This is a genomic window from Photobacterium arenosum (assembly GCF_014841115.1).
GTDB classification, from domain to species: Bacteria; Pseudomonadota; Gammaproteobacteria; order Enterobacterales; family Vibrionaceae; genus Photobacterium; species Photobacterium arenosum.
In genome coordinates this window covers 24068-39197 of sequence record NZ_JACYTP010000008.1, presented here as the reverse complement: position 1 = coordinate 39197, position 15130 = coordinate 24068, and the positions used below count along the sequence as shown (strand labels likewise).

11 protein-coding genes are annotated in these 15130 nt (G+C 41.5%); 1 reads left to right on the top strand and 10 read right to left on the bottom strand.

Features of this window, described 5'->3' with window-relative positions:
- Positions 1 to 457: 457 nt before the first annotated feature.
- From IFO68_RS13285 to IFO68_RS13240, 10 genes are all read right to left on the bottom strand, one after another.
- Positions 458 to 1708, bottom strand: coding sequence for a valine--pyruvate transaminase (locus IFO68_RS13285; RefSeq protein WP_192016341.1), 1251 nt, complete (start codon positions 1706 to 1708; stop codon positions 458 to 460).
- A 155-nt stretch (positions 1709 to 1863) separates the two neighbouring features.
- Entirely contained in the window at positions 1864 to 3441 is a 1578-nt protein-coding gene (gene leuA / locus IFO68_RS13280) for a 2-isopropylmalate synthase (RefSeq protein WP_192016340.1), read from the bottom strand.
- Between the two features lie 94 nt (positions 3442 to 3535).
- A complete protein-coding gene (locus tag IFO68_RS13275) occupies positions 3536 to 5506 on the bottom strand; it encodes an aconitase family protein (RefSeq protein WP_192016339.1) in 1971 nt (656 codons plus the stop codon).
- An 85-nt stretch (positions 5507 to 5591) separates the two neighbouring features.
- Complete coding sequence (locus IFO68_RS13270; protein ID WP_192016338.1) at positions 5592 to 5948, bottom strand: cupin domain-containing protein; 357 nt, start codon at positions 5946 to 5948, stop codon at positions 5592 to 5594.
- A complete protein-coding gene (locus IFO68_RS13265) occupies positions 5949 to 7238 on the bottom strand; it encodes an MFS transporter (RefSeq protein WP_192016337.1) in 1290 nt (429 codons plus the stop codon). It abuts the gene before it with no gap.
- 27 nt (positions 7239 to 7265) lie between these two features.
- Positions 7266 to 7859: a cysteine hydrolase family protein gene (locus IFO68_RS13260; protein WP_192016336.1), complete on the bottom strand. Its 594-nt coding sequence runs from the start codon at positions 7857 to 7859 to the stop codon at positions 7266 to 7268.
- 18 nt (positions 7860 to 7877) lie between these two features.
- Positions 7878 to 9791, bottom strand: coding sequence for an FAD/NAD(P)-binding protein (locus IFO68_RS13255; protein ID WP_192016335.1), 1914 nt, complete (start codon positions 9789 to 9791; stop codon positions 7878 to 7880).
- 17 nt (positions 9792 to 9808) lie between these two features.
- Complete coding sequence (locus IFO68_RS13250) at positions 9809 to 10987, bottom strand: pyridoxal phosphate-dependent aminotransferase (protein WP_192016334.1); 1179 nt, start codon at positions 10985 to 10987, stop codon at positions 9809 to 9811.
- Between the two features lie 28 nt (positions 10988 to 11015).
- On the bottom strand, positions 11016 to 12023 hold the full coding sequence (locus IFO68_RS13245) for a TauD/TfdA family dioxygenase (RefSeq protein ID WP_192016333.1): 1008 nt from the start codon (positions 12021 to 12023) through the stop codon (positions 11016 to 11018).
- A 739-nt stretch (positions 12024 to 12762) separates the two neighbouring features.
- Entirely contained in the window at positions 12763 to 14151 is a 1389-nt protein-coding gene (locus IFO68_RS13240; RefSeq protein WP_192016332.1) for an MATE family efflux transporter, read from the bottom strand.
- 95 nt (positions 14152 to 14246) lie between these two features.
- Here IFO68_RS13240 and IFO68_RS13235 point away from each other — a divergent pair, with 95 nt between their 5' ends.
- Positions 14247 to 15125, top strand: coding sequence for an AraC family transcriptional regulator (locus IFO68_RS13235; protein ID WP_192016331.1), 879 nt, complete (start codon positions 14247 to 14249; stop codon positions 15123 to 15125).
- Positions 15126 to 15130 lie beyond the last annotated feature (5 nt).

Below are 15130 nucleotides of genomic sequence, written 5' to 3'. Positions count from 1 at the left end.
TTACGGTCTGAAATGGACTGATGTTTTATTGAAGAACCCAGTCGATCAAGCTACATGTTTTGCTCTTCGGCTCTGCCACGACGTGCAATTGATACCTCATCCGTTTTAGCAAGTCTAATGTAATATGTCTCAGTACCTTCATTGAATCGCTCAATAGCACAGCTGTGCATCATTACCTGGGATCGATTTTACTCAACAGTAAATTTTGCGAAACAACATGGCATCACTGCACAGTTGCTTCTGCTTGGCAATAAGTGTGGTGCATAACTGGTTTGATGGGTGTAGCATCAACAACAAAGTAGAGCTTTCGCCAGAATCAGCCAAAGCTTGATGAAGTTTCAACCTTATTTATAAAGGCATTTTTATGCCTACATCTTTCGGATACATCGAAATTTCACTCAAATAAAGAGCTCCATAATAAGGTTATGAAGCTCATTTCTTTGCACAAAAGATTAAACTAACACGCTTGGTAGGCTTTCATGACTTCTTCTTTTATGATTTCAATACCTTTCTTCATGACATCTTCAGATTGTACATAGCTCAGTCGCAGACATTGGCTGGCATGCAGAGGGAACTCACTTTGCCCGAAGAAAAAATACTCTCCCGGAACAACGAGCACTCCACGATCTTTTAATTTTTTATACAAGCTCATTGTAGAAATAGGCAGTTCATCAAACCATAACCACAGAAAAATAGCACCTTGCGGTTTATGGATACGAAACCTTGAATCCTTAATTGAATTCAATAATAACTCCATGGCAAATTGTGCTTTTTTAGCATAATAGGGTTTGATTACTGATTCACTCAGTTTGAAAAGTTCATTCTTATTTAAAATATGGTTCGCAATCGCAGGCCCCATACTACTTGGCGCCAGGCTAATGATACCGTTAAGATTAGTTAAAACCTGTGTCATTTCCTCACTGGCAATGATTATCCCACATCTCAAACCAGGTAAACCCATTTTAGAAAGACTCATGCATAGAATCGTATTATCATTCCAAAAAGGCACCACATCTTCAAATATGATGTTAGGAAAAGGGAGTCCATAAGCGTTATCGATAATCAAAGGAATTTTTTTATCCCTTGCAATTTGATCTAGCTTGTTAATTTCTTCATTTGTCAATACATTACCTGTCGGATTCGTCGGGCGAGAAACACAAATTGCACCGATATCATCACCTACACGAACTGCATCAAAATTTATATGGTATTTAAACTGTCGATCACTCAACATTTCTATTTCAGGAAAGTAAGAAACAAAAATATCCTCTTCAATACCAGCATCAGCATAACCAATATACTCCGGAGCCATAGGGAAAAGAATTCTCTTTTTAGAACCATCAGGCTGTTTACCTGCCAATATATTAAAAAGGTAGAAGAAACTACTCTGGCTACCATTTGTGAGTGTAATATTTTTTTCAGTAATATTCCACTGATAAGTCTTCTTCATCAGCAAAGCAAGTGATTTCAAGAAGCTATCTTTTCCTTGCGGCCCATCATAATTCATCATTGCTGAAATCAACTCACCATTTTTCAGCATTTCATGATTAATGCCATAGAAATAATCAACAACTTCAGGAATGGCTGCAGGGTTTCCTCCACCCAGCATAATTGCACCTGGTGTGCGTAGCCCGTCATTTAAATCATCCATAAGCTGAGTAATGCCTGAATATTGGTTAAATTTCTGACCAAAGCTTGAAAGTTTCATATATATAATCCAGAATTATTATTTTAATAATTAGTAAACATTAATTTAAATGCTTCATGGTTTAATTAGTAATTATCATTTATTAAGAAGAATGATAAATTGAGAACTTATATTTCATACCCCATAGGGATAGATCCTATGATGGGGTTTTTATCTCAAGAATACTCAACGACTGACTTAGGTTTACGTAAATTGAGTATAGTATGTGTATGATTCACACTATTCATGATTTGTATCATTGCCAACACAGATGCAGTGACAACATCTTCATTTTTCCCCACACCATAAAACTTGCGTCCATGGTAATAACCAGAAATATTGACTTGACTCTTCTTTGATGAATCAAAACCTTTTGTGCTTACATTATAATCATCCATTTCAAACGCGTAACCACAAGCCTGCTTTATACACTTAACGATAGCATCAATTGAGCTATTTCCGGTTGCAGTTTCAATAACTTGGTTGCCATATTGATTCATCACAGATTTAACAAGCAAGCTCACAGTTGCCGTCACTTTGTCATTTAGTCCCGTAATAATATTAAAAAAATCAATCTGATATGGTTCGTGAACAAATCCAACTTTTTTATTCTGAAATAATAGCGCTTCAAGATCATAATCAAATACCTGACCTTTCCTATCAGCAATTTCTAAGAATTTCTGGTATATATTTTCAAGGTTGTATTCTTTTTCAGAATATCCCATTTCTGATAATCGATGTTTAATCACATGACGGCCTGAACGTGAAGTTAAATTTAAATTATTTTTATTTAGTCCAACACTTTCAGGAGTCATGATCTCATAAGTATTCTTCCCTTTCAGAACACCATCCTGATGAATTCCCGAAGAATGAGAGAAAGCATTTGCTCCAACAATGGCTTTGTTTGGCTGCACTGGCATATCACATAACTGACTCACCAACTGACTTGTGCGGTAGATCTCTGTTGATTCAATTTTTGTCAAAAAACCAAGAGTAGGTTCTTTATTTTTCAGAATCATAGCGATCTCTTCCAGAGAACAATTCCCAGCACGCTCTCCAATACCATTCATGGTACATTCAATCTGACGCGCACCATGCTGAATCGCAGAAATAGAATTCGCAACAGCCAAACCTAAATCGTTGTGACAATGAACGGAAATGACAGCCTGATCGATATTAGGCACACGGTTGAATATGTTTTTAATGATTCCACCAAATTCATCCGGAGTTGTGTATCCTACCGTATCTGGTATGTTGATTGTTCTCGCCCCTGCTGAAATAGCAGACTCGACCATGCGACACAAATTATCTAGTGGTGTCCGGCCAGCATCTTCACAGGAAAACTCCACATCATCCGTATATTTTCTTGCATGTTGAATCGCTCTGACAGCCCTTTGCAAAACACTGTCGAAATTGCTCCGTAACTTATGTTCAATATGAATTGTCGAGGTTGAAATAAAAGTATGCAACCGAAATTGATCTGCAACTTTCAGCGCTTGTGCTGCCGTATCAATATCACTCACTACAGCACGGGCCAGTGCGCATACACGACTATTCTTAATTTGCTGTGCAATCGTCTGCACTGACTGAAAATCACCCGGTGATGAGACAGGAAATCCAACTTCCATCACATCGACTCCGAGTCGCTCAAGTGCCAGCGCAATTTGAAGTTTTTCATTCACTGAAAGACTTGATAAAAGAGCTTGCTCACCATCTCGCAAAGTGGTGTCAAATATTATAATTTGCTCAGACATTTCCCTTCCTAACCTTTTTATCATTCACATTATTTCTTGAATAAATTTCTTGGATCATTCAATAAACCATCCAAGAAATTACACAATATCTTTCTCAATAACTATTTAATGCATCTTTTAATACAGCAGAATTTTTCAGTTCACCAAATGAAATAATTCTGCCTGCAACCGCACTCGCTACAACTGTCTCCGGACTGGCCAGCCACACTGAACCCGGACCAGAGCGACCGGGAAAGTTTCTATTAATGGCACTAATTGTTACTTGTGATGCATCAGTTGAAGAACCTGGCCCGCAGTTCGCACATGCCCCGCATGCCGGCTCTAATACAATTGCTCCAATTTTCTCAAAGGTGTCCAGGTAGCCCTGCTCAAGACAGTAATCCCGAACATCAACCGTGCCAAACTGCAAATACAACGTCACCCTATCTGGTAGTTTCATCCCCTGATTGACTGCCCAAGCAAGCACATGATGATATGCGTCAAAGTCTTCACGTTTCCCTGCAGTGCACGAGCCGCCATAAGCAATATCAATCTCAACGTTATCAGATAAGACATCAATACTAATTCCGTTTCCAGGATCACCCGGAGATGCCAACATTGGTTGAATCTGGCTACAGTCGATCTCTAAATGAGCAATGTAATGTGCTTCAGGATCACTTTTCATCCATGGTTCAATCGTGAAATCAACATTCCGTCTTTCTTTCAGAAATCGGATTGTTTCTGCATCGGGTGCTACAATTCCTGTGAAACCACCAAGTTCCGCACACATATTTGTGAGAGTCGCGCGTTCATCAATTGACAGCGCTGCAATGGTACCTCCACAGAATTCAAATACTTTCCCTACCCCAGCCCCACCTTTTATTTCAGGAAGCGCAAGCAAATATAATGCAATATCCTTTGCAGACACACCTGCCAGCAGTTCGCCATTAAGTTCAATCAGAATAGATTCAGGCATTGTTAAGCGAATGAGTCCAGTAACAAGACAGTTTGCCATTTCAGTGGACCCTACGCCAAAAGCAACACAACCTAAAGCACCACTGTGACATGTATGGGAATCTGTTCCAGCCACAACTTGTCCGGGTAACGCATAGCGTTCGGCCATGATGGCATGAGAAATACCTTCAGAACCTTCGGACTGAGGCAGATACCCATGAGAAATCAAACCATGTTTATCCGTGAATTTACGATGAACAGCAGAGAGCCCCTGCAGTTGATTAACCAGCCCATGTGTTACATGAATGACGCTTTTATGCATATAGGAAAGATGATCTTCAAAAGCGACAATGCTCTCTTTCTGATGCAGTGAAAGCGTATCAGAAAATGCCTCATGTAAAAGGTTTGAGCACATTCCAGTATAATATTCATGAAAAAAACGCCAGTCAGCCTGAACAAATACCCCTTTGTTTACGGTCGCGTTGATACTGGTAACCTCAGTCGATACCAGATTTCTCTGAATGATTTTCTGAAAAAGTGTTTTCGGACCTTGTAGATGATTACTATCTAATTCATCAACTCTTTTATCAGATAACAAATATTTTTTTCCAAAATTTAGCAACCCACCCGACTGAATAATTTTTGCCGATAAATCATCTCGATCCTGGATAATGTCCTCAATCTGAATCGCCTCTCCTTTCACTATTCTTTCAAGTAATGAAAAATCAGTTGAAGTTAACAGTCCGAGGTTATCTGCATTCTGTCGATATATCCGTTCAAAGCTTTTGGCAAAAACAAGCTGTATTCCAGCGTACTTCTCTGCGGCTGGGCTATGCTCCCTTGAAGAACCTTTTCCATATCGGTTCCCTGCGACAATCACTTGTATCCCGGCTTTTTTGATTACCCCCACACCGATGGGTAAAACTTGACCACACTTTAAACCTGTATAGGGATGCTCCCCTAAAACACTGTTATAATATGACAAGGCTGGAATCGGGGTAATTTCATCGGTTGAAATATCATCACGAAGCTCACCTATTGTCTCCAGGTCGAGTTTCTCGCCTGCCAGCTGACGTTCTATTTGCTTAGGATCTTTTGTCAGAAATAATACATTTGGTTTCATGGGTAACATGAAAGTACCTTCTGTCATACACATGGATTGAGACACTACACTGAGCGAATCAAGCGTTAAGTAAGCGGGTTGGTGAACATTAAAATTATGGCGAACGCGTCTTCCCACCCCAAATCGCACAGATCAATGCGCCTTCATCAGACGACCAGGCATGTTTACTACCTGGTTCATAAATCACAAAATCACCTTTACTATATGTTCCAAAATCATCCATAAAACTGCCATCCAGTATTAGAAATGTTTCATGACCGTCATGGATATGGCAATCTGCCTTTGCTCCGGGCTGACAATGAACAATTGATATCTTTTGGTCTGTCTTATCACACTGAAATAGTGTTGAAATTCTTGCACCGCTACGCCCAAGGGTATTGTGCTTTTCCCACGAGATCAGGTCCGGATTGTTAATCAGAGCATCAAAATTAACGACTAATGGTAAGTTCATTTAGTTATTCCTGTTTTCATTCATTACAAGAACTTGCTTCTCGGGTTTGGGAAACAAATACAGCGCAAGTAAGGTACTCAATCCAGAGATGAGCCACACAATATCCCAGCCATGGAATGTCACCAGCACAGGAATCAACACTGGGGTAATACAAAAAATACCATAGACAACAGTATTGCCCATTGCGAGGGCAGTGCCTGTCCGCTCAACCCCGGCAATCACAGCGAGCTCCGTATAAGCCACCCCATGCCATGCTGAAACAAAAATGCCTGATACCGTAATCAGCGCAACAAGACTCATCATCACGAGTGGTTGTGAAAGTGCATCCTGCGGCAGCACAGAAACCTCCAAAGCCAATAGCAGAAAAGTTGCCAGGCTCAATAAACAACACGTCCGCAAAAACTCTTTTCTGTTCTTACGTTTGTCTGTCCAACGACCCGCCCAGATGCGTGAAACGATAGCTCCCACCTGAATTAAGGCCAGGCTGGCAGAAATTATCGTAACACCTACTTTTCCATAGTCATGTAAGAAAACGGTGGCGAAAGTGAGGATCGCAAACTGTGGCGTACACAAGATTCCAATCGCTAACACCACACGCCAAACATCAGCTCTTTTGAGGGGGCTTTTAACTTGCTGGGCTGGTGATTCTATTTTTGTTTGTTGCGTATCAGTCTTTTCAGACTGAGGTTCATATAGCCAAAGCCAGGAATAGACAGCACATAAAATACAGAGAATTGCAGATACGCTGTAAATAACATCAAATCCATAATTCAGGGCCAGAAAAGGAAATAGGAGAGCCCCGATACCGTAACCGGCAGGTACAGCAGACTGTCGCATACTCATTGCCAGTCCACGTTCACCTTCCTGAAACCAGGACATGATCGCACGCCCGCTTGCACCATTTACACAACTCCCCAGCAAGCCAATAAAAAAGATACTCGTTGCCAACAGGGGTAAGCTTGGTATGAAATCCCCGTCAGGTACAACAAAAAGAGTCATCAAAAGAAGGATCACAGACGTTGAAAGTAACCCGGAGACTAAAACAGCACGATCTCCCAAGCGATCGGTCAGCACTCCCCATGGCAACTCACTCAATGCGGCACCAAGGCCAATCATTGCCATGACCCAGCCTAAATGAATCGTCGACAGCTCATAACTGGCTCTCATGAAAATCGCGCTGGCAGGAATACCACCAACGACCATTGAAAAGCTAATATTTGCAGCAATACCAACCAACAGAACCTTCCATCGGTGGGAAGGCTTTACTTTATTCACACTAACTTTTTCCATAAATAGAAACCTACTTTCATTATTTACTTATTCAGATGTCAGAAAATTCTCTACAGAGAGTACTGTTGCTTTGTTCGCTAAAAGCTTCAGTGCTGCCAGATGTGTTTCTTCGTCGACGGCTGCAGTCGCATCTTCAAAAACAAAACTGGAATAGTCCCTGTCATGCGCATCTGCTGCTGTAGAGAGAACAACAAACTCTGTTGATACGCCGGTAAGCAACAGAGATTTGATATTTAACTGCCTCAAAATCAAATCTAGGTTCGTTTGATAAAATGGACTGACTCGATTCTTTACAAGAATAATATCACCGTCGCGAGGTGAAATATCCGCATAGACTTGAGTGCCCCAGGTGTTTATTTTCAACAGTTCATTTCTTTTTGCTAAAGAAAAAACTGATGATGATTCAGGACACTCAACATAGTTTTGAGAAAATCCAACAACAACATAAATAATAGGAATATCATTCTCTCTGGCAGCATGAATGAGCTTTTGGGTATTTTCGATCAACCTTGTTCTTTCTACCTGCGTAAAATAACCCTCTTTCGCATATTTACCATCAGGGTGAACGATCTCATTAATAACATCCAGGACAAGTAATGCCTGACCACTTTTCATCATCATCTTAATTACCCAACTGATTTAAAGTTCAAATACTGCGACTTCCTGTGACACTGACAAAAAATCAACAGCAGTTGTTTTCATGTCTCTTGACAGGATATTTTCAGCGATAGCATCAGCATCCTGAACAAAGTCAGTCCAAAATCCAGGCCTACTACTACCGGCTTGCATTAGCCAACGAGTGTGTTCCGTGGGAATACCAATGACATATACATCTTTGATCACTTGATTATTTCGATTGACGGGATGAAATGGCGCTGGTGATATGGAAACCCCTCCGGTTACAAAGAAGCTACTCTCTCCTTCATTGATATAATTAGTCCAAATGTTATCCCGAATAAGATTTTTTGTTAGTTCAGATCTATCCAGTTTTATGTTAGTTGTAGGGATTCTAGCGTCAATGACTGTAGTAATTAAATATTCAGAGCCTTGAATAGAATCAGACTTCATCAGAAATTTATTATGCTCATCGGATCCTTGAATTTGCATATTTGGTCCAACTATTTTTAAAACACCAGATTTAATCAGCGCAATTAACTGCTTCGTCCTTTCCAGAGGTGGCCCTGCAGTTAAGAACATACTTCTTGGAACATACCAGTTTAAAAAGTCATTCTCATGAGATTCAGGAGTCAGTCCGCCGAAATTCACCAAAGTCATAATAATAGATCGTGTGTCACGAATCGTATCCAATGCTGCCTTCAATGGAGAGTTTACATTTCCTTGTTCTGCATTGAAGAGGTCATCTTCAAGGTAATTTAAAAGTGATTCATGAAATTGTTTTTCATTCAAAAATTTTTTATTTTTAAATGGTCTTGCTAGTACTTCTACATCAAGTTCTGGCAAGTCATTTATACCAAAATCTTTTGCAATCCTGGACATTTCTGAAAAAGTCGGAAATTTAGTCTTAGCCACGATGTCTGTAAATATTTGAGCACTTTTCTCATTACGATGGTGTCGGATTGCCGTTGCGAAATAAACAAGGTGAACCTCCGCCATTAACACAGGAAGAGCATCCTGTATGAAATCAATCTTTCCTTTTTTCCTGAGTTCTTTCGCCCACTCATTTGTAAAAAATGCTGGTTGATATTTTTTATTTCCCTCTTTTTGGTTAAGGCCACGGGAAGGAATGGGAACACCGCTTCTTGAGCCTGCAAACATTTGAGGTTCACGACCAGAGCAAATATAGTCGAGGCCACCGTCATTCCTTTCGATGAACTTCCCTCCCCGACCAGTCGTAAATTCAGCCAGCACATCATAAAATGACAGTCCCAGCCCAATGATACCGACTGTTTCATGTGCAGCTACACGATCAAGCTTCATATCTGCAGCAGAATCGCCCTGAATATATTTTAAACCACTCCTCAGGAGTGAAAATGAGGCCAGCTCCAGAGCCTTACCCGTTAATTGTGGTAAAGCATGACCCGTTGTCAGTACGACAGAATCAACAACAATCTGTTTTCCTGACTGCAGGACTAACTCAGAGCGTCCGTCTTCTTTATTCAGTTTTATGACTTCGTCATTTACCTCAATCAGCTCAACATCAGGATTCAGACCTTTCTTAATGGATTGAAGAACAAATTGCATATACTCGCCATAAAGTCTCCGTGGCGCATAATGCTTAGGTCCTGGATAATCATTCTGCGTTTGTTCCCACCATTCTTCTAATGAAGGACCAGCACCGGGTCTTGCTTCACCCTCTGTTAGCTGTCCGGAAAAAGCAGAAACTTCGTTTGCGGGTGTATTCATCAGATAATGTTCAGCCTGTGTTGTGCGCCAGATACGGCCACAACCTACTTCATAATTATCAATCAAATACACTTGTACTTTCCCAGCTGGTTCAGAGATTAAGCGGGCAGCTAGTCGCTCCAAAATTGATAAGCCTCTTGGACCTGTACCAACAATCCCAACCTTTAAACTTTTCTCTTGCTGTTTCATGAACTGCTTCCTCCGAATTAAATTGCTGCAACGGCCCGGTGAATTCGCTCCAGTGCCTGCTCTATGGCATCGCGGGATGTAGCAAAAGACAGACGAACATAGCCCTCTCCACCTTCACCGAATGCCACCCCCGGGGTCACCGCAACTCCGGCTGTCAGTAACAACCAATGTGCAAATTCAGTCGACTTTCCAACTCGCACTCCCTCAATATTTGGGAATACATACAGCGCACCATCAGGGTAATCACATTCAATTCCAGGAATCTGATTTAAGCCTTCTACAATGAGTCTTCTGCGTGTCTGGTATTCAGCTAACATCTCAGTAATAGGCGCTTGATTTCCCGTTAAAGCCTCAATGCCTCCTTGCTGAATGAATGATCCCGCACAACCGACAGTATGTTGTTGTATTTTCAAAATCTCAGAAATGATTAATTCTGGACCAGCTACATAACCAAGCCGCCAGCCTGTCATAGCATATGCCTTAGAAAAACCATTCACTGTAATTGTTCTTTCAAATGCCCCCGGATAAGCAGCGATACTAAAATGCTGATGATTGTCATAAATCACTTTTTCATAAATTTCATCTACAATCAGGATAATATTTTTATCTATTGCAAATGAAACAATATCACGAATTTCTGTCTCTGATAGCATTTTACCCAATGGGTTATTAGGACTATTAATCAGAATAGCTTTTGTTTTATCACTGTACTTCTCTTCTAATGCTTGAGAGGTAATGGTGAACTTATTCGACTTTTGCAATGGCAAGGAGACAGGGGTTGCACCAATCAATCTCGCCATCTCCTGATAACTAACCCAACTTGGTGTTGGTATGATAATTTCATCCCCATAATCTAAAGTTGCCATTAAAGAAATAAATAATGCATGCTTTGCAGACGGTGTGGCTATCAGCTCTTTATCAGGATCAACTCTGATATTATTCTCTTCAAAAAGCTTTTTAGCAATTGCTGAAAGAAGCTCTTTTTTTCCTCTGCTTGGTGTATAATGTGTGTCGCCACATTTAATATGATCAATTGCTTTTTTAGAAATATGTTCAGGTGTTGAAAAATTAGGTTCTCCACCACCAAAATCCAATATATCTTTGCCTTGAGATTTTAAAATACAAACTTTATCTAGAATCTCATAAGTTGCAGATCTTTGAATTGTACGAATACGATTCGATAACTGAATACTCATTATTTACTTTCTCTCGAATGTCACTTAGTTAATCTGCAACAAGACCATATGTATCATTGACCCAATAGTCTGAAAACTTATCTGCAACAGTTTTATCCTTGAAAGCATAAGTTTTCTGCAGCCATCGACTGCTGACAGATTCATTTTCATTCACTTCAAACTTTTCACGGCTATGCAAACCATATTGATTTGAAAAAGTCAGCAAATCACCTTCAACTATGCGGTGCTTTACTTTATCGGCTCGGGTCAATGCATGAATAAAGGCAATTAATGCATCTTTCGCTTCTTCAGGGCTATCCTCTGCAACAGAAGTCATTGTATCCATATAACGGATAGAGTTATCATCTAGAATAATGGGGTGTTTTTCTGAGCTTATGTTCTTCTGGTTAGTCTCTTTAGAGAAGATGTCAAAGTCGGTAACGAAGTAATCTTTCTTTAATATTTTTATAATGTTTTCTGATAGTAAAGAAAATATATCTTTATAATGAACAAATCCTGTGTATGTCACTTCGCCATCAGGACACCTTAAACCAAGTAGTGTGACATAGTCTGCTCGTACTTTATGGGCTGTTCTATCATTATGATAAACAAGTTCACTATCACTATATCCGGTGAGCTTTCCTTTATATTTATTTCTGGCAACTACATCAGTAAAAAAGCAACCATCATTTCGATCGCAATATGACAATAAAGGTGTCTCAGTTAATATCGCAGTAAGTTCCAATAATGATTCTGAAATAAACGTTCTCTTTTTAATATATTTATCTTTAACAGGGTCATTTAAGTCTAACTCCGGAATTTCTCCATCAATAGGGCAATTTCTGAGTACATGAACTTCACAAATACCATTCTTTCTTTCTTCAAGAATGTTCTTACAGATATCAACGTAAAACCATGGAATACATCCATTTCTCACCATGGATTGAATTTTATTCTTAAACTCTGAATAACTATCATATGGGCTAACAGAAATTTTATTTAACAAATCAAATAAAATCTTTTTCTCATTATCTGAAAAAATATAAAATGGCTTCATGAGCTAACCCTGCTTAATTAATCAATTGAATTATCAAATAGTATGAATTACTGACTCAGAATTCATAAGAAATGAGCCAGTCTCTCGTCGCAATGAATACAGTTAATTTTGGTGCGGAATTATCGTCTATTAAAAATCCTTAATGAAATATGGATACATAACCATTGAATATGCAACCACGCTAACTGAAACACATTGTAACAACATGTTTCTAAATATTTCCATATTTTTTTCATAAATGTCTATATCTACACATCCATCAATATAGATATCTATAATATTACAATTTACTAGGCTTTTTGTTTACTAATCATTTTTTTAACAGCAGAAAATACTTATGATGGATGAAAGGGAGAAACAACCTATGAGACTAAGCCTAAGGTGTTTCTCTGTAAGGCCAGCTTTTGTTTACACCGACATCAAAGATAAGTCCAAGAGAGCAAGACAAGAAAAACCACCAACCCTATGGTACAAAGCAAGCCAAGAGATAAATTGACCAAAAATTCAGAAGGTTTCACAAACAGCGATTAGCACTGTTTTGATGAAAGAATACAATGCGACAGGCAGCTATACTGATAACTGGCTGAAAACGAGAGTGTCAGATGGCTTTTGCCTTACTCATGACAGCAATGACAATACCAAAAAAGTTGACTTTGAAGTCTATCAAACCGCTTTATCGTTTGGAGGAACCAACCATAATCAGCCACAAGAGCACAAAAACTGTCTATCTGTGCCCACTTCAGAGTTCTGGAACAGGACCGGTTTCCCGAATCAGATTATTGATCCACTTTTTCGACTGAATACGCTGTGTTGTCAGCCCTATCTTGACCACTTCTTCCAGTAATATTACCGCCAGTACCCAGTCCAATGACCAGCCCAGCACCAGGCCTGTGTAATAAGCCAGCGGAATGCCTACCGCCCACTGGGCAAACAAATCGATAAAGATACTGTAGTTGATGTCGCCGCCGCTGCGCATGACGCCGCCGATCCCCACCATATTGAAGACTTTCAGCACCATGCCAAATGCCATCACCAGCGTCACATTCACGGCCAGATCTTTCTGTTCGACCGGACTTAATCCGATCAAAAAAACAATCACTGGCTGAGCCAGCCAGCAGGCTATGGCCAGCAATAACGCGAAACTGCAACTGATGAGCACATACCACCAGGCGGTGCCTTCGACCCTTTGGTAGTTATCCGCACCTATGTCATTACCTAAAATGATTGACGCGGCCACCGCAAAGCCCAGAAACGCCGAGATGAGCACGCTTTCAACCGGTGACAGCAGCGAGATAATCGCCAGCTCACTGACCCCTAACTGGCCCACCAGCACGTTATAGACCAGCAGCCCGCCCGCCCAGCCCGTGTCATGAACAAACATTGGCATCGCCACCTTGAAATAGCGTCGTAAATGATGACGTTTAACAGCGTCAACCCAGTGAAAACGCTCAGGCAGCAGATGCGGATAGCGGCGAGCCACCACCCAGAAAAGCAGCGCGGTTTGCAGTAACCGGGAAATGATTGTGCCGATACCTGCGCCCAGCACACCCAGTTCAGGCAGTCCCCACAGACCGAAAATCAGCAAGGCGTTCAATAAGGCATTAATGGCTATCGCAAAGATGCTGATGATAGTGGGCAATCTGGCGTCCCCTATGGAGCGCAACGCCGATTCCAGTGGCACCACCAATGCCGTAAAGAGAATGCTCGGCCCGGTGATCCAAAGATAATCCGTTGCCAACTGCACATAATGCGGCTCGGAAGCGACCAGTGCCACCAAAGGCTGCGGGATCAACAGATACAGCACAACGAAGGGCAGGACCACCAGCCCGGACAGCATCCATGACTGGGCCAGCGTGCGGCGAACGCCTTCCATATTACCGGCACCAAAGTATTGCGAAGCTAGTACATTTACCGCACCACTGGCGCCAACCACCATGATCAGATTGAAGAAGAATATCCGGTTGCCCACGCCGACGGCAGCCGTTGCCTGCTCACCCAGCTGGCTGACCATGAAAATATCGACAACGCCCAGCAATGAAAACAACATCGCTTGTAGCGAGACAGGCAAACCTATTTTCAGCAATTTCTGCCAAAATGCACGATCAATGTACTGAGCTGAAAGCAACATCACAATTCTCCCCCGGTGATTATGCGCACAGTGTAAATCTCTGATTGAATGCCGTATTCTTTCAGCTCATCTAAAACATTTGCCAGACTATCAAGATGAACGACAAGCAAGAGCGGTTTCTGATCTCAGAGAAAACGCAGCAGGAGTTTCTGGACCAAACCAAAGTCTTGCTGCTGGAAGAGCATGGCCTGGTGCAATGTGGGATAGCACACTGCCGTGAACAGTTTTCGGTGTTCAGGAAACATCCGCAAAAACACATGCTGATATACACGGTGAGCGGCAAGGGGTGGCTGGAAAGTGAAGGACGCCGTTGGCTGCTGGAGCCAGGATCGATGATCATTGTGCCTGCAGGTGCTGAGAACGGATTTGGTATTGCAGAGGAAGGCTGGCAAATTGCCTGGCTGTTTCTGGATACGGCTAAGGATTGGTCCGCTTTGGTTACTGATGAGATCAGCTACCTTCTGACGCCAACGGCCGAGGTTATGTACGCCTGTATTCAGACACTGCTCAGAAGCCTATCTCTTCAGATTGATTTAAGTGGTGCCGTTATCGCACACAGCGTGCAGCAAATTGACTTGCTGCTTCGCACGCCGGACATCACTAGCCAACCGCGTCATCAGGTTCGGTTAAAAAGGGTCTTCGACCGCGTCCAGCGCCAGTTGCATAAAGAATGGGATGTTCGCCAGCTGGCTGCGCTCTATCCCTGCTCTGAACCACATTTTCATCGATTATGCCAACAGTACATGGGACGCAGCCCAATTGCACATTTAACCCGGATGCGGATGGAATACGCGGCCCGACTGTTGCGCTCGTCTGAATGGTCGGTGCAACAGATCGGGGAAATTGTTGGTTACCCCATTCCGGCCAATTTCAGCACTCGCTTCAAAACCTGGTCAGGCATGACACCAAGACAATTTCGTCAGCAGCCGTCTCTGGCTGATAAATTACTTAACATCAAAAATAACCCAGTTTAAGGACA

Coding starts and splice junctions, on each gene's coding strand:
- IFO68_RS13285 (WP_192016341.1), bottom strand. CDS start 1,708: ATGAAACTTTCAAGCTTTGGTCAGAAATTTAACCAATATTCAGGCATT.
- leuA (WP_192016340.1), bottom strand. CDS start 3,441: ATGTCTGAGCAAATTATAATATTTGACACCACTTTGCGAGATGGTGAG.
- IFO68_RS13275 (WP_192016339.1), bottom strand. CDS start 5,506: ATGTTACCCATGAAACCAAATGTATTATTTCTGACAAAAGATCCTAAG.
- IFO68_RS13270 (WP_192016338.1), bottom strand. CDS start 5,948: ATGAACTTACCATTAGTCGTTAATTTTGATGCTCTGATTAACAATCCG.
- IFO68_RS13265 (WP_192016337.1), bottom strand. CDS start 7,238: ATGGAAAAAGTTAGTGTGAATAAAGTAAAGCCTTCCCACCGATGGAAG.
- IFO68_RS13260 (WP_192016336.1), bottom strand. CDS start 7,859: ATGATGATGAAAAGTGGTCAGGCATTACTTGTCCTGGATGTTATTAAT.
- IFO68_RS13255 (WP_192016335.1), bottom strand. CDS start 9,791: ATGAAACAGCAAGAGAAAAGTTTAAAGGTTGGGATTGTTGGTACAGGT.
- IFO68_RS13250 (WP_192016334.1), bottom strand. CDS start 10,987: ATGAGTATTCAGTTATCGAATCGTATTCGTACAATTCAAAGATCTGCA.
- IFO68_RS13245 (WP_192016333.1), bottom strand. CDS start 12,023: ATGAAGCCATTTTATATTTTTTCAGATAATGAGAAAAAGATTTTATTT.
- IFO68_RS13240 (WP_192016332.1), bottom strand. CDS start 14,151: ATGTTGCTTTCAGCTCAGTACATTGATCGTGCATTTTGGCAGAAATTG.
- IFO68_RS13235 (WP_192016331.1), top strand. CDS start 14,247: ATGAACGACAAGCAAGAGCGGTTTCTGATCTCAGAGAAAACGCAGCAG.